This is a genomic window from Pigmentiphaga sp. NML080357, assembly GCF_002188465.1.
Lineage (GTDB): Bacteria > Pseudomonadota > Gammaproteobacteria > Burkholderiales > Burkholderiaceae_B > Pigmentiphaga.
Genome location: NZ_NINW01000037.1, coordinates 57,634 through 78,326 on the forward strand (window position 1 = coordinate 57,634; position 20,693 = coordinate 78,326).

19 protein-coding genes and 1 pseudogene are annotated in these 20,693 nt (G+C 66.7%); 6 read left to right on the forward strand and 14 right to left on the reverse strand.

The window, feature by feature from the left end; all coding sequences use genetic code 11:
* Positions 1 to 74 precede the first annotated feature (74 nt).
* The 3 genes from CDO44_RS15475 to CDO44_RS15485 form a co-directional block, all read right to left on the reverse strand.
* Positions 75 to 863 carry an endonuclease/exonuclease/phosphatase family protein gene (locus tag CDO44_RS15475; RefSeq protein WP_087781105.1) on the reverse strand — a complete coding sequence of 263 codons (789 nt, stop codon included), beginning with the start codon at positions 861 to 863 and terminating at the stop codon, positions 75 to 77.
* A gap of 30 nt (positions 864 to 893) precedes the next feature.
* Complete coding sequence (gene zwf / locus CDO44_RS15480; RefSeq protein WP_087781106.1) at positions 894 to 2,423, reverse strand: glucose-6-phosphate dehydrogenase; 1,530 nt, start codon at positions 2,421 to 2,423, stop codon at positions 894 to 896.
* Positions 2,424 to 2,599: 176 nt separating this feature from the next.
* Entirely contained in the window at positions 2,600 to 3,541 is a 942-nt protein-coding gene (locus CDO44_RS15485) for a LysR family transcriptional regulator (RefSeq protein ID WP_087781107.1), read from the reverse strand.
* Positions 3,542 to 3,704: 163 nt separating this feature from the next.
* Between CDO44_RS15485 and CDO44_RS15490 the strand changes: the two genes are divergently transcribed.
* The 3 genes from CDO44_RS15490 to CDO44_RS15500 all read left to right on the forward strand — a co-directional run bounded on the left by CDO44_RS15490 (position 3,705) and on the right by CDO44_RS15500 (position 6,614).
* A complete protein-coding gene (locus CDO44_RS15490; protein WP_158213302.1) occupies positions 3,705 to 4,673 on the forward strand; it encodes a tripartite tricarboxylate transporter substrate binding protein in 969 nt (322 codons plus the stop codon).
* Positions 4,674 to 4,948: 275 nt separating this feature from the next.
* The gene (locus tag CDO44_RS15495) at positions 4,949 to 5,656 is read left to right on the forward strand and encodes a 4-carboxy-4-hydroxy-2-oxoadipate aldolase/oxaloacetate decarboxylase (RefSeq protein ID WP_369824686.1); all 708 of its coding nucleotides are present in this window, start codon (positions 4,949 to 4,951) and stop codon (positions 5,654 to 5,656) included.
* 82 nt (positions 5,657 to 5,738) lie between these two features.
* On the forward strand, positions 5,739 to 6,614 hold the full coding sequence (locus CDO44_RS15500; RefSeq protein WP_087781110.1) for an amidohydrolase: 876 nt from the start codon (positions 5,739 to 5,741) through the stop codon (positions 6,612 to 6,614).
* A 93-nt stretch (positions 6,615 to 6,707) separates the two neighbouring features.
* On the opposite strand, the gene dapA is transcribed toward CDO44_RS15500, so the two are convergent.
* The 7 genes and pseudogenes from dapA to CDO44_RS15525 all read right to left on the reverse strand — a co-directional run bounded on the left by dapA (position 6,708) and on the right by CDO44_RS15525 (position 12,572).
* Complete coding sequence (gene dapA, locus CDO44_RS28105) at positions 6,708 to 7,601, reverse strand: 4-hydroxy-tetrahydrodipicolinate synthase (RefSeq protein WP_233146202.1); 894 nt, start codon at positions 7,599 to 7,601, stop codon at positions 6,708 to 6,710.
* A 23-nt stretch (positions 7,602 to 7,624) separates the two neighbouring features.
* On the reverse strand, positions 7,625 to 7,924 hold the full coding sequence (locus CDO44_RS28110) for a hypothetical protein (RefSeq protein ID WP_369824683.1): 300 nt from the start codon (positions 7,922 to 7,924) through the stop codon (positions 7,625 to 7,627).
* Positions 7,925 to 8,003: 79 nt separating this feature from the next.
* A pseudogene (locus CDO44_RS28395) lies at positions 8,004 to 8,249 on the reverse strand (VOC family protein); the annotation flags it as partial.
* 18 nt (positions 8,250 to 8,267) lie between these two features.
* Complete coding sequence (locus tag CDO44_RS15510) at positions 8,268 to 9,272, reverse strand: ABC transporter substrate-binding protein (RefSeq protein ID WP_087781112.1); 1,005 nt, start codon at positions 9,270 to 9,272, stop codon at positions 8,268 to 8,270.
* A 48-nt stretch (positions 9,273 to 9,320) separates the two neighbouring features.
* Entirely contained in the window at positions 9,321 to 10,250 is a 930-nt protein-coding gene (locus CDO44_RS15515; RefSeq protein ID WP_087781113.1) for a fumarylacetoacetate hydrolase family protein, read from the reverse strand.
* Between the two features lie 241 nt (positions 10,251 to 10,491).
* Positions 10,492 to 11,175 (reverse strand): GntR family transcriptional regulator, encoded by a 684-nt coding sequence (locus tag CDO44_RS15520; RefSeq protein WP_087781114.1) that lies wholly within the window; start codon positions 11,173 to 11,175, stop codon positions 10,492 to 10,494.
* 194 nt (positions 11,176 to 11,369) lie between these two features.
* Complete coding sequence (locus tag CDO44_RS15525; RefSeq protein ID WP_087781115.1) at positions 11,370 to 12,572, reverse strand: urate hydroxylase PuuD; 1,203 nt, start codon at positions 12,570 to 12,572, stop codon at positions 11,370 to 11,372.
* A 240-nt stretch (positions 12,573 to 12,812) separates the two neighbouring features.
* Here CDO44_RS15525 and CDO44_RS15530 point away from each other — a divergent pair, with 240 nt between their 5' ends.
* Genes CDO44_RS15530 through CDO44_RS15540 form a run of 3 tightly spaced genes read left to right on the forward strand, consistent with a single transcriptional unit; the run spans position 12,813 to position 15,467 of the window.
* A complete protein-coding gene (locus CDO44_RS15530; RefSeq protein ID WP_087781116.1) occupies positions 12,813 to 13,448 on the forward strand; it encodes a DUF2242 domain-containing protein in 636 nt (211 codons plus the stop codon).
* A 46-nt stretch (positions 13,449 to 13,494) separates the two neighbouring features.
* Complete coding sequence (locus CDO44_RS15535; RefSeq protein ID WP_087781444.1) at positions 13,495 to 14,976, forward strand: NAD-dependent succinate-semialdehyde dehydrogenase; 1,482 nt, start codon at positions 13,495 to 13,497, stop codon at positions 14,974 to 14,976.
* Positions 14,973 to 15,467 carry a GNAT family N-acetyltransferase gene (locus CDO44_RS15540; protein WP_087781117.1) on the forward strand — a complete coding sequence of 165 codons (495 nt, stop codon included), beginning with the start codon at positions 14,973 to 14,975 and terminating at the stop codon, positions 15,465 to 15,467. The genes CDO44_RS15535 and CDO44_RS15540 overlap by 4 nt, the downstream gene beginning before the upstream one ends.
* Positions 15,468 to 15,540: 73 nt before the next feature.
* On the opposite strand, the gene CDO44_RS15545 is transcribed toward CDO44_RS15540, so the two are convergent.
* From CDO44_RS15545 to rbfA, 4 genes are all read right to left on the reverse strand, one after another.
* Positions 15,541 to 17,241 (reverse strand): methyl-accepting chemotaxis protein, encoded by a 1,701-nt coding sequence (locus CDO44_RS15545; RefSeq protein WP_158213303.1) that lies wholly within the window; start codon positions 17,239 to 17,241, stop codon positions 15,541 to 15,543.
* Between the two features lie 197 nt (positions 17,242 to 17,438).
* Entirely contained in the window at positions 17,439 to 19,259 is a 1,821-nt protein-coding gene (gene typA, locus CDO44_RS15550) for a translational GTPase TypA (RefSeq protein ID WP_087781119.1), read from the reverse strand.
* Positions 19,256 to 20,179 (reverse strand): tRNA pseudouridine(55) synthase TruB, encoded by a 924-nt coding sequence (gene truB / locus CDO44_RS15555; RefSeq protein WP_087781120.1) that lies wholly within the window; start codon positions 20,177 to 20,179, stop codon positions 19,256 to 19,258. The genes typA and truB overlap by 4 nt, the downstream gene beginning before the upstream one ends.
* A gap of 32 nt (positions 20,180 to 20,211) precedes the next feature.
* Positions 20,212 to 20,679, reverse strand: coding sequence for a 30S ribosome-binding factor RbfA (gene rbfA, locus CDO44_RS15560; protein WP_087781121.1), 468 nt, complete (start codon positions 20,677 to 20,679; stop codon positions 20,212 to 20,214).
* Between the last annotated feature and the right edge of the window lie 14 nt (positions 20,680 to 20,693).

The window sequence follows — 20,693 nt, forward strand, 5'->3', positions numbered from 1 at the left end:
CCGGCCACGCTCGCGCGCGGTGGCGGGGGGAGTGTCCTCCCCTCGCGAGGGAGATCTGCGTTGGAACGAGCCGCTCATAGCACGATCTCCGCCGCCAACGGGGCATGGTCCGACAATGAGGTCCACGGGTGCCGGCCCAGGTGGATGGGCCGCAGCTCCCGCGCGCCGCGCACGTAGATCCGGTCGAGCGGCAGTATCGGATACCAGGCGGGAAAGGTCCGGGCCAGGCGGCCGCCGGCGTGCTCGTACACCTCGCGCAGGCCGGCGCAGCCATCCAGCACCCGGCCGGCACGCTGCCGCCAATCGTTGAAGTCGCCGGCGACTACCAGCGGCGCGTCGGCCGGGATTTCCTTCTGCACGAGATGGCACAGCAGCTCCAGCTGCCGCCGGCGATGCCTTTCCTGCAGGCCCAGATGCACGCATATGGCGTGCAGGTCGCCGCCGGCGTCGGGCGCCTTGATGATGCAGTGCAGGAGCCCCCGCCGTTCCGGCCCGCTGATCGAGATGTCGCGGTTCTCGAAACGCACGATAGGAAACTTGGACAGTACCGCGTTGCCGTGGTGACCCTCCGGATACACCGCATTGCGGCCATAGGCGAAATCCGACCAGATGGTGTCGGCCAGGAACTCGTACTGCGGTGTGGCCGGCCAATCGGCAAAGCGCAGCGAGTGCTTGACATGGCCGCCAAGCACTTCTTGCAGGAAGACCATGTCGGCCGACACGCTGCGAACCGCTTCGCGCAAGTCGTGCAGGATCAGGCGGCGGTTGAAAAAACTGAATCCCTTATGGACATTGACGGTAAGGACACGGAAGGTCAACCGGTCCTGCCCGTCGGGCGTCCGACTGTCGATATCCTGGTTCATGCGGACGCCGACCGCAAGAACCGTTCCCGGCTATTCCAGCGACAGCCACTGGCGGCCGTCACGCGCCAGCAGCACGTCCGCCGCGGCGGGCCCCTGGCTGCCCGCACGATAGGAATGGATCTCCCCGCCTTCGGCCCACGCCTGCTGGAACGGCAGGACGGCCTCCCAGCCCAGTTCGATGTCGGCCGCGCGCTGGAACAGCGTCGCATCGCCGACCATGCAATCGTAGATCAGGGTCTCGTAACCCGAACTGTGGCCGGTCAGGAAGTGGTCCGCGTAGCGGAAATCCATGCTGACCGGGGCGATGCGGATCTTGGAGCCCGGCACCTTGGCCTTCATGTGGAAGAACAGCCCCTCGTCCGGCTGGATCTGCAGCACCAGCGTGTTGGCCGGAGGCTTCTCCTGCGCGCTCTGGCGGAACAGCGCATGGCCCGCGTCCTTGAAGGCGATGACGATCTGGGTCTGCCGCCGCGCAAGCGCCTTGCCGGTGCGAAGGTAGAAGGGCACGCCGGCCCAGCGCCAGTTGTCGATGCCGAGCTTGAGCGCCACATAGGTCTCGGTCCGGCTGTCGGGCGCGACACCCTCTTCCTCGCGGTAGCCCCGCATGGGCTTGCCGCCCACGAGGCCTGACTGGTATTGGCCGCGTACGCTATTCTGCAGCGCCTCGAACGGCGTCTGGATGTGGATCGCATCGAGCAGCTTTTCCTTCTCGGTGCGCACCGCATCGGCGTCGAACGAATTGGGCGGCTCCATGGCCACCATGGCCAGCAGCTGGAACAGGTGATTGGGCACCATATCGCGCAGGGCGCCGGTCTGTTCGTAGAACTCCGAGCGGCGCTCCACGCCTATGGCCTCCGCGGCCGTGATCTGGACGTGATCGATGTACAGGCGGTTCCAGCTGCTCTCGAAGACGCTGTTGGCAAAGCGGGACACGAGGATGTTCTGGACCGTTTCCTTGCCGAGGAAATGGTCGATGCGGAAGATCTGGTTTTCATGGATCACCCGCGTCAGCTGCTTGTTCAGCTCGCAGGCCGACGGCAGGTCGCGGCCGAACGGCTTCTCGATCACCACGCGCCGCCAGCGGCCGCCGGCCTGCTTGAGAAGGCCCGCATCGTGCAGGTGCCGCGCAATCGTCTGGAAATAGCCGGGCGCGGTGGCGAAATAGAAGATGACGCCGCCCGACTCGGCGGCCAGCGCCTGGATCAGTTCCGCGTAGGTCCGCTCGTCCTCGAAGTCGCCCATCAGGTAGGACGTGCGCGCCATGAGCCACTGCCAGACGGAGGGATCGAAACTGGAGGCGGCCTGGGGCCCTCGCGCGGCAAAGACCTGGTCTATGGATTCCTTCAGGCCGCGGCGAAAGTCCTCATCGTCCAGGCGGCGATGCCCGATGCCTATCACGCGGAAATCCGGATGCAGCGAATTGAAGCGCGCGAGGTTGTACAGCGCCGGCATCAGGAGCCGGCCGGTCATGTCGCCGGTCGCTCCGAAGATGACCAGGGTGCAACGTGGAGCGGGCTGCAGCGCCACCTGCGGCGCCTGCCTGTTAGTCGGGAAATCCATTACCGCCTCCAAAGCATGCATCGATTATGGCGGCGGCGATATGGCGCCGCAACACGCGCGCAGCGTCCGCTCACAACTCGTCACCTGCCTGACCGCCCTCGTCCGGTTCCGACCGGGAGCGCCGCCGACCGTTCCCCGCGGCCGCCGAAACGGCGTCCGCGCCTGCGCCAGGCCGGTCACGAATCCGGCCGCGTCGGAGCGTGGGATCCGGGCTTGCCGCCCAGGATGCCGCCCTCGATGCGCTTCTTGATCAGGTCGATGGTGGCCTGGGCCAGCCGGGTCAACGGCCGCTGCGCGGCCGTCGCGATCACCAGCTGGCTGGTCAGCGCCGGCGACACGATGCGCGCCGCGCGCAGATGCGGCCGCTGCGAGCGGCCATAGATGGCGTTGCGCGACAACACGGCATAGCCCATGCCGCGGTCGACCAGGTCCAGCAGCGACTCGATGGCATCGACTTCCAAAGCCACGGAAAGCGGCACGCCGAGGCGAGCGCATTGCACGTCCAGCAGATTGCGAATCGCATTCGGCTGGCCCGGGGTGATCAGCGGATAGTGCGCCAGGTCGCGCATTTTGACGCTCTCGGGCATCGCCTTGCCGCCGAGCCCCCGGCGGCCGATCAGGTACAGGTCCTCGGACCAGACGTGTTCGTACACGGCCTGCTGGCTTACCGGCGGGTTGTACAAGAGCGCGAAGTCGAGACGGCCCAGCAGCAGCCACTCGTACATGGAGACGGTGAGCGCTTCCACCACGCCCAGCGACGCGCGCGGAAACGCCGCGCGGAAATCGCTCACCAGATCCACCGTGATCGACTTGCCGACGCTGGGCGGCATGCCCACCACCACCTTGCCCGAGGGCGAGCCGCGCAGCTCTTCGATCTCCTGCTGGGCCAGGCGTACCTGGTGCAGGATGCCGCGGCCCCGCTCCAGCAGCCGCTTGCCGGCGTCGGTCGGGATGACGCCGCGGCCGTTGCGTTCGAGCAGATGCTCCTTGAGCTCGACCTCGAGCTGGCGTACGTGCCGGCTGACCACGGGCTGCGACAGGTTGAGGGTGACGGCCGCCCGGGTTACGCTGCCGAACTCGACCACGCGGACAAAGCATTCGAGTTGTTTCAGGTCCATCGGAAAGCCCCGATTCATGTTTTTTAAGCATAACAGCTAGTCCCGATTTGCGGTTTCCAATGGGCGGATCCGCGCCACAATGCGAGTTTGTTCGGATGGCGTCTTGCGCCCCGCCGGACGACAAGGTGGGCGGACCATCCGCTCCAACGAATTGAGGAAGACAATGATCCGATCCCTGCTCGCGCGCCTGTGCCTTGGCGCCACCGCTACCCTGGTCGCCGCCGGCGCCCACGCCCAGGAGTTTCCCGCCAAACCGCTGCGCCTGATCGTGCCCTTCGGGCCCGGCGGCGTTGCCGACGTCACCGCCCGGATCGTCGCCCAGGGCCTGTCCGAGAAGTTCGGCAAGCCGGTCGTGGTCGAGAACATGCCCAGCGCCGGCGGCATCACCGGCGCCGTCACCGTGACCCGCGCAACGCCCGACGGCCACACGCTGTTCCTCGTGAGCAACCAGCAAGCCGTCAGCCCGTCGCTGTTCAAGTCGCTGCCCTACGATCCAGTCAAGCAGTTCGCGATGATCTCCATGGTCGGCTCGTTCGACATCGTCATGGCCGTGGACCAGAGCAGCCCGCTGCGTACCGTCGCCGACGCCATCGCCGCGGCCAAGAAAGATCCGCAGCACTTCAACCTCGGCACCATCGGCGTCGGCAGCACCCAGCACCTGTCGGCGGAAATGTTCCGCGCCATGGCCGGCCTGGACGTGCCCACCATTCCCTTCAAGTCCAGCGGCGAAGTCCTGAGCGCCATCAAGGGCAAGAGCGTGCAAGTCATGTTCGAAACCGTGCCCGCGGTCATCGGCAACATCAAGGGCGGCAGCCTGCGCGTGCTGGGCGTCGCCTCGACCAAGCGCAGCCAACTGTTCCCGGATACGCCCACCATTGCCGAAACCGTGCCAGGCTACGTCTCGGTCTCGTGGAACGGCTTCGCCGCCCCCGCCGGCACGCCGCCCGCGATCGTCGACAAGCTCAACGCCGCCGTCCGCGAAGTGGTCAAGGACCCGGCCATCAATAAGAAGCTGATCGAAGTGGGCATGATCCCGCAGACCAACACGCCCAAGGAGTTCCAGGATTTCCTGGTTTCGGAAATCCAGAAGTGGAGCAAGGTTATTGATACGGCCAAGATAGAAAAACAATAACCCCCCCCTACGCGCTTACGCGCGCCCCCCAGGGGGCGATGCGGGTGGACCGGCGGAGCCGGATCCACCGCATCCTGGGTCTAGGACCGGTATCTTGGGTTGGGGCACCTGTGCTTCGCTGGCTGCCAGCGGTAGCCACGGTGCCGCAGGCCGAGAAAGCCGTCCTAAACCCAGGGCGCCGCGGCTCCGGCTTTGCCGGTCCGCCAGCGCCGCCCCCTTGAGGGGGAGCGCGAAGCGCGAGGGGGTGGGCTTCCCATGGCTTCCCTCTTTGGAGAATCATGATGTTGGGTGTAGTCGTAAGGAAAAAGCCGGCGTTGCCCGAGGGCGCGGCGGAGAAGCTGGCCGCGCAGGGCGTGGCCACGGTGCATGAGGCGCAGGGGCGCAGCGTCGGGCTGATGAAGCCTTACATGCGGCCGATCTATGCGGGCGCGGCGATTGCCGGGCCGGCGGTGACCGTGCTGGCGCAGCCGGGCGACAACTGGATGCTGCACGTGGCGGTCGAGCAGTGCTCGCCGGGCGACATCCTCGTCGTGGGCTGCACCACCGAGAATGCCGACGGCATGTTCGGCGACCTGCTCGCCACGTCGCTCAAGGCCCGCGGCGTGCGCGGCCTCGTCATCGATGCCGGCGTGCGCGACGTGGCCACGCTCACCGCCATGGGCTTCCCGGTCTGGTCCAAGGCCGTCAACGCGCGCGGCACGGTCAAGGCCACCATCGGCTCGGTCAACGTGCCTATCGTATGCGCCGGCGCGCTGGTCCACCCGGGCGATGCCATCGTCGCCGACGACGACGGCGTGGCGATCGTGCCGAATGCCCAGGTGGCCTCGGTCGTCCAGAAGGCCGAGAAGCGTGTCCAGGAAGAAGAAGGCAAGCGTGCCCGCCTGGCCGCGGGCGAACTGGGCCTGGACATCTACAAGATGCGTCCCAAGCTGGAAGAAGCGGGCCTGCGCTATGTCGATTCGCTGGACGAATTGAACGGCTGAGACCGCCCTTGGGGGGAGACCTCTCCACCGGACCCCGCGACGATCCGCCGCGGCCATCCTCGAACCTCATCGTTGCTGAATCATGAAAACCTGCGCTGCACCTGACCCCAATCCCGTCAAACCGCGCGAAGCGCTGCCTGCCGGCGCCTGCGATGCCCACTGCCACGTGTTCGGCCCCGCCGACCGCTTCCCCTATGCGCCCGATCGCAGCTATACGCCGCCCGATGCGCCCTTCGAGCGCCTGCGCGAGCTGCATGACTGGCTGGGCCTGGACCGCGCCGTCATCGTGCAGGCAAGCTGCCACGGCGACGACAACTCCGCCATGCTCGATGCCATCGCGCGCAGCGAGGGCCGCTACCTCGGCGTGGCCATCGTCAACGGTTCCGAGACCGACGAGCAACTGGCAGACCTGCATGCCGGCGGCGTGCGCGGCGTGCGTTTCAACTTCGTCCAGCACCTGGGCGGCGCGCCCGACCTGGAGATCTTCGACAAGACCGTCGGCCGCCTGGGCGAGCTCGGCTGGCACGTCGTGCTGCACCTGGACGCGCAGGACATCGTCACCTACAGCGATCGCATCAACCGCATCCGGGTGCCGTTCGTCATCGACCACATGGGTCGCGTACAGGCCGCCAAGGGGCTGGACCAGGAGCCTTTCCGCGCGCTGCTGGAGCTGATGAAGAACCCGCTGGCCTGGGTCAAGGTGTGCGGCGGCGAGCGCGTGTCGGTCGGCAAGCGTCCCTTCGCCGATGCCGCGCCCTTCGCCTCCCGGCTGATCGAGGCCGCTCCCGACCGCGTGCTCTGGGGCACCGACTGGCCGCACCCGAACATCTCGAAGGACATGCCCAACGACGGCGAGCTGGTCGACCTGATGCTGGACTTCTGCCCGGATCCGGCGCTGCGCCGCAAGCTGCTGGTCGAGAATCCCGAAAAGCTCTACGGATTCAAGCCCCTGGCCTGAGCGCCCTCTTCTTCCAGGTTTTACCCGCGGCCCCGGACGTGCAGATTCTGCGCCCCGGGGCCATCTCGTTTCCGGCGTCGGATTCGGCGCGGACTAGGCCGACGCGCGGATGCGTTCGACCACCGCGGCAAGATCGGCGCGGACCTTCTCGCCCAAGGCGCCGATAGGGGGACGGGCCGGACCTGCATCGCGCCCGGCCAATGCCATGGCCTCCTTGATGACTACCGGGAAGGACCCCCAGGCCCAGGCCGCGCGCAACGGCGCGAAGACATTGGAAATGCGCACCGCCTCGCCATGGTCGCCCGCCTTCAGGGCGTCGTACATCCTTACCATCAGTTCGGGAAACACATTCGCGGCCGGCGATATCGTCCCCTGCCCGCCATGGAACATCATGGCCAGCGCCACCGTGTCGCGTCCGGAGAACAGCAGCGCGGGACGAGGCGCGGTCAGCAGGTACTCCACGGATTGGGTCAGGTCGCCGCTCGAATCCTTGATGCCGACGATGTTCTCGGCCGCCCGCATGCAGCGGGCCAGGGTGGCGGGCTGCACGTTGACGCTGGTGCGCGGCGGATTGTTGTAGAGCATCACGGGCAGCCTCGTCGCGCGCGCGACCGCGGTGTAGTGCTCCACCAATTCGTCTTGCGAGGGCTGGGCGAAGTACGGCGTGATGACCAGGGCGAGATCGACGCCCAGGACTTCGGCGGCCCGGGTCAGTTCGATGGACTTGCGCGTAGTGGCGCCGCCTGTGCCGGCATACAGCGGCACGCGGCCATCGATGGCGCGCATCGACAATTCCAGCAGCCGGATGTGTTCGTCGGTATCCAGGGCGAAGAATTCGCCCTGGCTGCCTGCCACCGAGATGCCGTGCACGCCGGCCTGAATGTAGCCTTCGATCAGTTCGCCCACCTTCGCCTCGTCCAGGCGATAGTCGCGGGTGAACGGCGTGGCCATGGCCGGCACGACGCCGTGGAACTTCGATGTCTGCATGTGGACTCCAGTGAAGAACGGCGTCAATCCCCAACGCCCATGAGGCGGCCCAGGTGGCCGACGTATTGCCCGAAGGCGGCCTGCTCCTTGGTGGTGCGCGGGTCGCGCGGACGCGGCAGGTCGATGCGCACGTCCTCGACGATGCGCCCCGGGCCTTCGCTCATGACCAGCACGCGGTCGGACAGAAAGACCGCCTCGGCGATACTGTGCGTGATCAGCAGCACCGTCTGCCTCATTTCCTGCCAGAGCCGGAGCAGCTCGACGTTGAGCTGGTCGCGCGTGAGCGCGTCCAGCGCGCCGAAAGGCTCGTCCAGCAGCAGCACCCGGGGACGGGTGACACACGCGTGCGGTATGCGGGTGCTCGGGCGTGACCTGCACCATCTCGGCATAGAACTCGCAATAGTTGCCGTCCGGATCCTTGAACACCAGGAACAGATTCTCGCCGGGACCGTGCTTGCCGATGCCGCGCACGATCTCCACGCCCCGGTCCTGCATGTAGCGCGCCGCCTCCTCTATCTCGGCCAGCGAGCCCAGCTCGTACGAGAAATGCTCCATGCCCGGACGGCCCGGTGCGTAGGTCGCCTCGCGCAGCGGCCCGTCGGGCGGAATCTGCGCCGACGTGCCCCAGCCTGCGGGGACAGGGTCGATTCGCCATGGCGTCGCCTCCTACTTCAACAAGTCGTTGGTATAGGTGTCCTGCGGCTTGATCTTGCCGTTCAGGCCGAAGGCCTTGTCGACGAACTGCACCGTCGACCGCATGCGGTCCTCGCGCAGATGGCCCAGCCCCTTGTCCTTGGCCGCCGGGTCGATCAGCAGATCGGCCATGTCCTTGATCTGCGCGAGCGCCACCGCACGGTCGGTGACGGGAAACGCCTTGACCATGAGGTCGGCCGCGCGCTCGGGATGGGCGAACGCGTACTCGTAGCCGCGATAGGACGCCTTCAGGAACTTGCGCACCATGTCGGGCCGCTTCCCGATCGTGTCTTCGCTGGCGGCAAAACCGCTGCCGTAGGCGTCGAGCCCGAAGTCACTGTATTCGATCCACCCTAGCGTTACGCCCGCCGCGTCGGCCTGTTTCTGCGTGACCGCGCGATTGCTCGCCCGCCAGCATTCGGCCAGGTCGATGCGGCCTTCGATGAGCGAAGCATCGACCACCGCGGGATCCATGCGCAGCAGCCGGATGCTGTCGCGCGGCTGGCCATTCAATTCCAGCCAGGCGGGCACGACGTTATGCACCGGCGAGGCGGAGCCGCCGCCCAGGAGCAGGCCCTTCATGTCGGCCGGGGTCTTGGGACGGTGCCGCTTGGTATCGAAGCAGATGCCGGCGGGCCAGCGCGTGTTGAGCGCGCCCACCATGCGGATCTTTCCGCCGTTGGCCCGGTTCAGGACCAGGCTGATCGGATCGACGTAGCCGAACTCGTATTGCCCCTGGTCGAGCTCGTTGGCCGTGCGGTTGCCGCCGTAGCCGCGCTGGATGTTGACGTCCAGGCCGGCCTCCTTGAAGTAGCCCAGTTCCTGCGCCACGATCACGCCCACCGAGCTGCCTTGCGGCAGCCACGCCATGTTGTAGCTGACCTTCTCCTGCGCGAGCGCCGCGCCGGTCCAGCCGATCAGCGCGGCCAGGCCGAGTACCCGCCCCCACGCCGCGATGCCTTGCCTACTGGGTTGCATGTCTTCTTCTCCATACGTCGTACAGCGAATGACCACCACCCGGCGCGCTCAGACCCGTTCGGCTTGCACCTGGTTGGACAGACGGCCGATGCCGTCGATGCTGGCGACCATGGTGTCGCCGGACTTGAGGTAGATCCCCCGTCCCATGCCGACCCCCGTGGGCGTGCCGGTGGCCACCACGTCGCCGGGTTCGAGCGTGACGATGGTGGACAGGTAGGCGATCTGCTCGCGGACGGTCCAGATCATGTTGGCCGTGCTGTCCTCTTGCATCGGCTGGCCATTGACGTCCAGCCGCAACTGCACGGCCTGCGGGTCGGGAATCTGCCATGCCGGTACCAGCCACGGCCCCAGCGGCGCGAAGGTGTCGTGGCACTTGCCCTGGAACCAGTCGTGCTTGAAGGGGTAGTCGTTGCGGACGTTGAGATCGCGCGCCGAGACGTCGTTGAGGATCGTGTAGCAGGCCACGGCATCCAGCGCGCGCTCGACCGGCACCCGGCGGCAACGGGTACCGATGACGGCAGCCAGTTCGACCTCCCAGTCCAGCATCGCGGTCTCGGGCGGCAATTGCACGACGTCGCCATGGCCGACCACGGTGTTCGACAGCTTCAGGAACATGTAGGGCTTGCTCTGCGACTTCGCCGCCAGCACGGTACCCATCTCATTGGCGTGGGCCGCGTAGTTCGAAGCGGCGCAGAAAATGCGCTGCGGCACGTAGGGCGCGGCCACCGCGCCACCCTCGACCGGCGTGATCGCGCCGGCCGCCGCCAGCCGCGCGGCTGCCGGCCCGGCTTCGCGCAGCCACGGGCCGGTGCGGGCCCATTCCTTGAGCATCTGGGCGACACCGCCGCGGCAGGCCTCGGGCAACGCGGGCAGGCCCGCCGCCAGGGCGGCGTCCAGGTCGTACAGGCGCTGGTCCAGCACCAAGGCGGGAGCTAGCCGGTGGTTCCGGCGGTAGGTGGCAAGGGCGATCCAGGACATGCGGCGACTCCTCCGGTTGATGAAACCTCGTTATTATTTGCATTCACTTTCATCAAATTGTGTGCAATTTTATTTTCTAGCATTCAAACCAGTCAAGAAAAGCGCACTAGGGGGAAACGCGCAGGCGCGCGTCGGCGACATCGCCGCAAGGAAGATCGAGAGCAGGAAGAGGAGAAAAAGAAGAAAGCGCCCCGCCGCCCGGCTGGAGGCGGCAGGGAGCGCGGCGCGCGGCGCGCGGCGCTCAGGCGGCGGAAGCGGAAGGATGACGCTCGCGCCCGAAGTGCTGCAGCACGTTCATCGCGGAATTGGCTGCATGGCTCTGCATGGCGCGCGCGGCGGCGTCGCCGTCGTGCGCCAGCAGCGCTTTCACGACGGCTTCGTGCTCGACGTGGGAGTGCTGCAGGCGGTTTTCGGCCACGAAGAATCCCTGCGCGCGGAACGGCGCCAGCCGCTGCCGCAGGCCGACCGCGATTTCCTGCAGTGTCTTGTTGCGTGCTCCGGCATAGATGAGCGCGTGGAACTCTTCGTTGAGCTCGGCATAGGCCTTCGAATCGCCCCGCGCGGCCGCCTCGGCCGCCTGCTGGTGAATGAACTCGATCCGCTTGCGGTCGCTGGGCGCTGCCCGCAACGCGCACAGTTTGGCGCACAGCGCCTCCACTTCGCCGGAGGCCTCGAACAACCCATCCAGGTCGGACTCCGCCATGAGGGCGACGGAAAACCCCCGGCGCGGCAGATATTCGACCAGCCGCGTCGAGGCCAATTGCCGCAGGGCGTCCCGGACGGGGCTGCGGGAGACGTTGAAACGGGTGGCGATGGATTGCTCGTCCAGACGTTCCCCGGGCTGGAAATGCCCGCGCACGATTTCTTCGGCCAGCTGGTCCGCCACGGTTTGGGAAAGTGTCTTGCCGGGTCCTTTGTCCGTCATGTCGGAACCTTGAATCGATGTCGCCTGGGCCAAATTGTCTACAAAAACATCTTACCGCATACAATCTTAGCATTCAGGCGCGACGAGACACGTCGCTTGGAAAGGACAAATCAACGCAAGAGGACAGAAGCGCGCCGGAGGCCGACGCACATATCGGGCACCGGCCGGGTCGCGGCCGACGCCGCCGTGCAAGCTCAGTGGTCCGCCGCCACCGGCGCGCCAGCCTGGAACCACCTCCCCAGCAATACCCGCTCTTCCTCGGTCATGGCCGTGGCATTGTTCAGCGGCATGGTCCTCTGCACGACCGCCTGCTGGTACACCACCTGCGCATGCGACTTGAGCAGCTCGGGCGTTTGCAGCTGTATGCCCTTGTTGGCGAGCTGCGCGTTATGGCACATCACGCAACGCTGGGCGATGACCTGCTGGACCTGTCCGATGTCCTGCGCCCCGAGGGGCGCCGCCGGGGCGGCAGGCTTGCCCAGGCCGGCGGGCGCGATGGCCGCTGCCACGGCCGCCAGGAGAAGGATGCCCGCGGCGGGATACCAGAAATTGTTGACCCCCTTGTGGCGCAGGACGAAGAACTGGCGGATCAGCGCACCCGCCAGCATGACGGCGATCAGCACCAGCCAGTTGTACTTGGCCGAATACACCATGCTGTAGTGGTTGGACAGCATGGCGAACAGCACCGGCAGCGTGAAGTAGGTGTTGTGCACGCTGCGCTGCTTGCCCAGCTGGCCGTGGATGGGGTCGACCGGCTCGCCGGCCCGCATGGCGGCGACCACCTTGCGCTGGCCGGGAATGATGACCATGAGCACGTTGGCGCTCATGATGGTGGCGATCATGGCGCCCACGATCAGGAAAGCCGCCCGGCCCGCGAATAGATGGCATGCCAGCCAGGCCGAGGCGGCCACGAACAGCGCGATGGCGATGCCGACCTTGCGGTCGGCCCGCTCGCCAGTACCCGCGATGCGGCAGATGACGTCGTACACAAGCCAGCCCACGACCAGGAAGCACAGGGCCGCGACCACGGCCGCCACCGGCCCCCAGTCGAAGACGTTCCTGTCGATCAGGTAGGTCTGGGCGTTGAAGAGGTACAGCACCACCAGCAGCGCAAAACCCGACATCCACGTGGAATAGCTTTCCCAGTAGAACCAGTGCAGGTGCTCGGGCAGTTGCCGCGGCGCCACCAGGTATTTCTGCGGGTTGTAGAAACCGCCGCCATGCACGGCCCAGAGCTCCCCCGACACGCCCTTGTCGAGAAGCTCGGGATCCCGCGGTTTCATGAGACTGTTGTCGAGCCAGACGAAGTAGAACGAGGACCCGATCCAGGCGATGGCGGTGATGATGTGCAGCCAGCGCAGCAACAGATTGGCCCAATCAAGAATGTAGGCTTCCATGCCCTTCCTGCTAGAGACAATCGCTCACCACTGCGGGCGCTGTGAGCAAGAAGGTCGCGCCAATGGAGCACCGCGGCGACCGTACGATCAACGGGGGCCTGGCGGCCCCCGTTTGTTACGGCCTGCATCTTCACCCACGCCTGCGCGGCTTGTCAACACCGCGCCAGCCGCCTGCGTGCCCCGTTTCCTGGGAACGAATCTTGCGGTCGAGCAGGCCGGCACACTTGACAGGAGGCCTCCATGACGCGCCCGTTCCGCCGATGGCTCCCCACGCTGTGCGCCGCCGCGATCGGTGCCCTGGCGGCAGGCTGCTCGCGTCCGCCCGATCCATTGGCCTATACGCGCAACGAGTTTTCCCAGACGGACACTTTTTCGCGCCCCTATCCGGTGCCGCCGGAAACGGTGTGCGAGGCGGGCAAGCGATCGCTGCTGAGCCAGGGCTACACGCTGGCCGACGCGGGCGCCCGCTCGCTCGAGGGACACAAGCAATTCCAGAATGGCGAGAACTACAAAGAGATCACGTTCCGGCTGGTATGCGAACCGGACCATGCCGGCAAGGACAATGCCATCGCCTTCGTCAACGCGGTAGAGTCCACGTTTGCGCTGAAGAAGAGCAACAGCTCGGCCAGCGTGGGCGTCGGGCTGCTGGGCTCGGTATCCATGCCGTTCACCTCGTCCGACGACTCGATGGTGAAGACGGGCAGCGAAACCATCGCCTCGGAGGATTTCTACCGCCGTTTTTTCACGCTGCTGGAACGGTACATTCCGTCCACTGCCCCAGCCGGCGCCGGCGGGGCGTCGCCGGCCTCGCCAAGCAGCCCCCCGCCATCCGGCGACAGCGCCCCGGAGCCGGCCGGCGAGGCGCCGATCCGCTAGAATGACCGGAAAGCTCCGCATCGGAGCGCACGCCGGAGACGAGTACATGGATCGCGCAGTCGCCCCGCCCCAGTTGGCGGACTCCCGTCTTTTCAAAACCCAGGCCTACATAGGCGGCGCGTGGGTCGACGCCCGCGATGGCGCCACGTTCACCGTCGACAATCCGGCGGACGGATCCGTGCTCGCGCACGTCGCCGACCTCGAGGCCGCGCAGACCGAGGAAGCCATCGCCGCCGCGCAGGCCGCCTTCGGTCCGTGGCGGGCCCGGACCGCCAAGGATCGCGCCGCCATCCTGCGGCGCTGGTTCGACCTGATGCTGGCCCATGCCGACGACCTGGCCGCCCTGATGACGCTGGAACAGGGCAAGCCGCTCGCGGAAGCCAAGGGCGAAGTAGCCTATGCAGCCTCGTTCATCGAATGGTTCGCGGAACAGGGCAAGCGGGTGGCGGGCGACACGCTCGCGCCCGTGGCGGCCAACACGCGGATGCTGGTGCTGCGCGAACCCATCGGCGTGTGCGCAGCCATTACGCCCTGGAATTTCCCGCTTGCCATGATCACCCGCAAGGCGGGTCCCGCGCTGGCCGCGGGCTGCACCATGGTGCTCAAGCCGGCCGAGCAGACCCCTCTGTCCGCGCTGGCCCTGGCCGAACTGGCGCATCGCGCGGGGCTGCCGCCGGGCGTGCTGAACATCGTCACTGCCGACAGCGAACGCTCCATCTCGGCCGGCAAGGCCCTCTGCGCGAGCCCGGTGGTGCGCAAGCTCACCTTCACGGGCTCCACCCCCGTGGGCCGCATCCTGATGCAGCAGAGCGCGCCCACCATCAAGAAACTGTCCCTGGAACTGGGTGGCCTGGCCCCGTTCATCGTATTCGAGGACGCCGACCTGGACGCCGCGGTCGAGGGCGCGGTCGCCTCGAAATACCGCAATGCCGGCCAGACCTGCGTCTGCACCAACCGCTTCTACGTGCATGACAGCATCTACGATGCCTTCGTCGAGAAACTGGCGGCCAAGAGCGGCGGCCTCAAGGTCGGCAACGGGTTCGATGCCGGCGTCCTGCAGGGGCCGCTGATCGACGAAGCCGCGGTGGCCAAGGTCGACGAACAAGTCAAGGACGCTATCGCCAAGGGCGCCAAGGTCCTCGCCGGCGGCAAGCGCCATGCGCTGGGCGGACGCTTCTATGAACCGACGGTGCTGTCCAACGTGACCGAAGACATGCTGTGCATGCGCGAGGAAACCTTCGGCCCGGTCGCGCCGGTCGTGCGCTTTCGCGACGAGGCGGAAGTCATCCGCCTGGCCAATGACACGGAATTCGGCCTGGCCTCGTACTTCTACAGCCGCGACGTGGGCCGCATCTTCCGGGTGGCCGAGGCGCTGGAATACGGCATGGTGGGCGTCAACACCGGCCTCATCTCCAACGAGGTCGCGCCCTTCGGCGGCGTCAAGCAATCCGGCCTGGGCCGCGAAGGCTCCGTCTACGGCATGGACGACTATCTCGAACTGAAATACGTGTGCCTGGGCGGGATATGAGCGCATCCGGAGGATGCATCCGGCCGGCGCGGCCCGACGACGTCGGGCCCGTGCTGTCCCTGATGCGGGGACTGGCCGAGTACGAACATCTCACCCATCTATTCCTGGCGCGCGAGGAAGATTTGCTCGACGCCCTGTTCGGACCCCATCCCGCCGCCGAATGCCTCGTGGCCGAAGCGGACGGCGCGGTGGTGGGCTACGCCCTTTTCTTCCACAACTATTCCACCTTCCTCGGGCGGCGCGGGCTGTACCTGGAAGACATCTACGTGCGTCCCGACCAGCGCGGCCGCGGCCTGGGCAAGCGCATGCTGAAAACCCTCGCCGCGATCGCGGTCGAGCGGCGCTGCGGCCGCTTCGAATGGAGCGTCCTGGACTGGAACCAGCCGGCCATCGACTTCTACCAGGCCATGGGCGCCGACGTGCTCCCCGACTGGCGCATCGTGCGCGTCACCGGCGACGCCCTGATCCGCCTGGGTACGACTGGCGAGTAAGCTCCGCCCCAGAGCGCCTTGCCCTCTGCTTAAGGCGTGTCATCACGGTTGCGTGGAAACCGCCGTCGGAAGGCTATACCCTAAAGGTTCCCACCACGCGATCCAGCCGTTCGGCCATTTCCCGCATTTCCTCGGCCGAACGAGCCGTCTCGCCCATCGCGGCGGTGGTTTCCTCCACCATCTGCGCAATGCTCTCCACCTGCTGCGCGATGGACGTACTGGCCGACGACTGTTCCTTGGTCGCATGCGCGACCTCGCGCACGCGCTCGAGCGAAGTGTTGGCGCTCGAGCTGATCTCGCGCAGCGAGAGCGCCACCTGGTCGGCCAGGCTCGTGCCTTCGGCCACCATGGGCAGGATGTGTTCCATCGTGACGGTGGATTCGGCGGTCTCGCGTTGGACAGCGCTCACCATTTCCTCGATTTCCACCGAGGCCGACGAGGTGCGTTCGGCGAGCTTGCGGACTTCGTCGGCCACGACGCTGAATCCTCTGCCCTGCTCGCCCGCGCGGGCCGCCTCGATGGCGGCATTGAGCGCCAGCAGGTTGGTCTGGCCGGCGATCTCCTTGATCGAGGCGGCGATGGAGTTGATCTGCACCGCCCGCTCTTCCAGGCCCCGGATCTTGTGGGATGCTTCGCCCACGGCGGCGGCGATGCGCTTCATGCTCTCGGCCGCGCTCATCACGCCTGCCTCGCCGTTGCGGCACTTCTCGGCGACGCCCTCGGAATTGTGCTGGGTCTGCGTCGCGGCATCGGAAATGTGGGCCACCGATACGGTCAACTCCTCGACCGCCGCCGCCATCGACGACGTCGCATCGCTCTGCTGCACCGCCGCCGCCGAGACCTGGCTCACCGATTCGGCGATGCGCTGGGCATCGCGTTTCATGGTGGCCGCCTCGTTGCGCACGGTGGCGATGAGATTGCGCACCGCGCCCGACATGCTGGCGAAGCCGTCGAGCAGGCTGCCGGGCTCCGCCGCGGGCAGCTTCTGGGTCAGGTCCCCGCGCGCCGCCCGGCGCATGATTTCGATCACCACCCGCGGTTCGCCGCCGATCTGGCGGATGACCCCGCGTGCGATGACACCGCTGGCGAGCAGCAGCACCACGGCCAGCGCCACTGCGGTCGCGACGCCGGTAAGAAGTTGCCGGGAGATGATCGCATCCAGGTCGTCGATGTAGACGCCCGTGCCGATGGCCCAGTTCCAGGGTTCGAAGCTCTTGTAGATATTCAGCTTCGGAACGGGTTCGCTTTCACCGGGCCGCGCGAACATGATGCGCATGTAGGTCTGCCCGCCGCCTTCGCGCATCGCGGCGAAGCGCTCCTGCATGGCTTGCGCCGGATCGCGCTTGTCGCCGGAACGGGTGATCGCGTTGGAACCCGCCAGCGAGGGATTGCCGCCATTCATCATGATGACGCCCTGGGCGTCGGTGATGAAGACGTATTCGGTCTTGCCGTTGCTGCCGCCGTAGCGAAAGCCCAGCAGCGCCGCCTTGGCGGCGTCCTGGGCCTGCTGCTGGCTCAGTTGCCCCTTCTGCTGCTGTTCGTAGTAGTGATTGACCACTCCCCAGGCCCCCTGGGCCACGGCCAGGATTTCCGCCTTCTTGGATTGCAGCAGCAATTGCCGCTCGTTGTAGATCGACCATCCCTGGACCGCCAGCAGCAGTATCACCGCCAGGGCCACCAATGCCGCCAGCTTGCCCTTCAGCGAGGACCTGGCCGCAAAAGACACGGGGGCCACGCGTTCCCCGTCGCTCGAAAAACCACTCGTATCATGCATTACCGCGCTCATTCTGACCCCTTGCTCGCACCGGCCGGCGCATCGCGCGCCGGCGTGGGAACGAAAACTCATTCCTGCCATTAACGGCATGCGGGACGGAATCTGTATGGCGGAACACGCAAGAAGGCTCGGGACGGCCCCGAAATGAAAAAAGGGGAGCTTACGCTCCCCCGCTCCCGCTACCGTGTCCGGCCGGCTCAGGCCGCTTCGCGGCTGGCGCGCTTGCGGTCGTGCTCCTTCAGGTGTTGCTTGCGCAACCGGATGTTCTTGGGCGTGATCTCGACCAGTTCGTCGTCGGCGATGAATTCCACCGCGTACTCCAGCGTCAGCTGGATGGGCGGGACCAGGCGCACGGCCTCGTCGGTGCCGGAGGCCCGGACGTTGGTGAGCTGCTTGCCCTTGATCGGGTTGACCACCAGGTCGTTGTCGCGGCTGTGGATGCCGATGATCATGCCTTCGTACAGGGCCTCGCCCGGCGAGACGAACATGCGGCCGCGATCCTGCAGCTTCCACAGCGCATAGGCCACGGCATCGCCGTCCTCCTGGCTGATCAGCACGCCGTTGTGGCGTTCTCCCAGGGTGCCGTCGCGCACCGGCGCGTACTCATCGAATACATGGCTGATCAGGCCGGTGCCGCGGGTCAGCGTCAGGAACTCGCCCTGGAAGCCGATCAGGCCACGCGCCGGAATGCGATACTCCAGGCGCGTGCGGCCCTTGCCGTCGGAAGCCATGTCGAGCAGCTCGCCTTTGCGGCGGCCCAGTTCCTCCATGACCGAACCCTGGTGGCCGTCCTCGACGTCCACCGTGAGCAGCTCGAATGGCTCGCACTTGACGCCGTCGATCTCCTTGAACACCACGCGCGGACGGGAGACGGCCAGCTCGTAGCCTTCCCGGCGCATGTTCTCGAGCAGGATGGTCAGGTGCAGCTCGCCGCGCCCGGACACCTCGAACACGGTATCGTCGCCGGTATCGCGCACCCGCAGCGCCACGTTGGACTTCAGCTCGCGTTCCAGCCGATCGCGCAACTGGCGGCTGGTCACGAACTTGCCTTCACGGCCCGCCAGCGGCGAGGTGTTCACGCAGAAGTTCATCGTCAGGGTCGGCTCGTCGACCTTGATCATCGGCAGGGCCTCGGGCGTATCGGGCGCGCACACGGTGCAGCCGATGCCGAGTTCGTCGATGCCGTTGATCAGCACGATGTCGCCCGCCTGGGCCTCGGGAACGATCTCGCGCTCCAGGCCGCGGAACTTGAGCACCTGGTTGACGCGTCCCTTGATGGGATTGCCCTCGGGGCCGAACTTGACCACCACGTCCTGCAGCGGACGCACGCGCCCGCGGGTGATCCGGCCGACGCCGATCTTGCCCACGTAGCTCGAATAATCCAGCGAGACGATCTGCAGCTGCAAGGGGCCCTCGGCATCGTCGTTGCGCACCGGCACCTTGTCCAGGATCACTTCGAACAGCGGCTTCATGTCGCCGCTGCGCACGTCTTCGGTCAGTCCGGCGTAGCCGTTCAGTCCGGACGCGTAGACCACGGGAAAATCGAGCTGTTCTTCGGTCGCGCCGAGCTTGTCGAACAGGTCGAAGGTCTGGTTGATGACCCAGTCCGGGCGAGCGCCCGGGCGGTCGATCTTGTTGATGACCACGATGGGCTTGAGGCCCAGCGCCAATGCCTTGCGGGTCACGAAACGGGTCTGCGGCATGGGGCCCTCGACCGCGTCGACCAGCAGCAATACGCCGTCGACCATGGACAGCACCCGCTCGACCTCGCCGCCGAAGTCGGCGTGGCCCGGGGTATCGACGATGTTGATGTGGGTGCCTTCGTACTCCACCGCGCAATTCTTCGCCAGAATCGTGATGCCGCGTTCTTTTTCGATGTCGTTGGAGTCCATGACGCGTTCGGCGACCTGCTCGTTCTCGCGGAAGGTCCCCGCCTGCCGCAGCAACTGGTCCACCAGGGTGGTCTTGCCATGGTCCACGTGCGCGATGATCGCCACGTTGCGCAATGCGCGTGTCATGTCGTTTCCTTGAATGAAATCAATCTGTCGGGCTGCAGCCAGCCATCGTCGCGGCGAGCCGTTCCCAGGAATTTTCCCTCCGGGCCATATACCCGGACCTTGTCGATCGATGCGGCCATCGCCGCGACAGCTTCCAGCCTTTCCTTGCGGCCCTGCATGAACCGCGATGCCGCGGCCGCGTCCAGCCTGACTGCGTCCATTCCTTCCAGCAGCACGTCCGCCGGCAGCAAGGCGGACGCCGGGTCGGCCAGCGCTTCCAGCCTTTCCAGCGTCCACGCCTGCGCCAGGTCGAAACCGGCGGTGCGCGTGCGCCGCAGTGCCGTCAGGTGGGCGCCGCATCCCAGGACGCGGCCGATATCCTGAGCCAGCGTACGGATGTACGTACCCTTGCTGCAGCCGACGTCGATCGTGGCTTCGCGCCCGCGCATCGACACCAGCCGCAACTCGTGGATCGTCACTTCGCGCGGCTCGCGCTCGAGCGTGACGCCCTCCCGCGCATACTCGTACAGCGGCCTGCCCTCGCGCTTGAGCGCCGAATACATGGGCGGCACTTGCGCGATCATGCCGACGAAGCGTGACAGCGCGTCGCGCATGCCGGCCTCGTCCACGGGCCGGGCCGGATCCTGCCCGGGAAAGGCCACGGGCAGGCCGGTACGGTCGCCGCTGTCCGTTTCCTCGCCCAGGGCCATCGTGGCCGTATAGCGCTTGTCGGCATGGAACATCCCGCCGGAGAACTTGGTCGCCTCGCCGAAGCACAGCACCATCAGGCCCGTCGCGAACGGATCCAGCGTCCCGGTATGCCCCGCCTTGCGCGCGTCCAGGATGCGGCGCGCCCGCTGCAAGGCATGGTTGCTGGACAACCCCTCCGGCTTGTCCAGCAACAACACACCATCCAGCGCACGCCCGCGTCGGGAAGCCATCGCAATCGTCGGAAAAAAGGACGCGGCGCGGCTTACGCGCGGTCGTCGTCGGGCGCGGACGGTTCGGCCGGCGCGATGTCCTCGCGCTCGTCCTCGTCGGCAGCGGATCGGGAGGCTTCCAGTTCGTCGGCCTTGACCCCCGGCGTATTGGCCTGGGTGATGAGCTGGCTCATGGCGATGCCGCGCGACACCTGCCGGTCATGGAGGAAGTGCAGCGTCGGGACCGTATGGATGTGCAGGCGCTTGAACAGCAGCGAATGCAGCCAGCCGGCCTTCTCGTTCAGGGCCGCCTCGGCCTCGGCCGGCTCGGCGCCCATGACCGTGAAATACACCTTGGCGTGGGCATAGTCGGCCGTCAGGTCGACGCCCGTGAGCGTGACCAGGCCCGCGCGGCCCACGTCGACCTCGCGCTGGATCATCTCGGCCAGGTCCTTCTGGATCTGGTCGGCGAGCCGCTGGTTGCGGCCGCCGGGGAGCTTCTTCTGCCTGTGACGACTCATCTGCCTGCAACGCG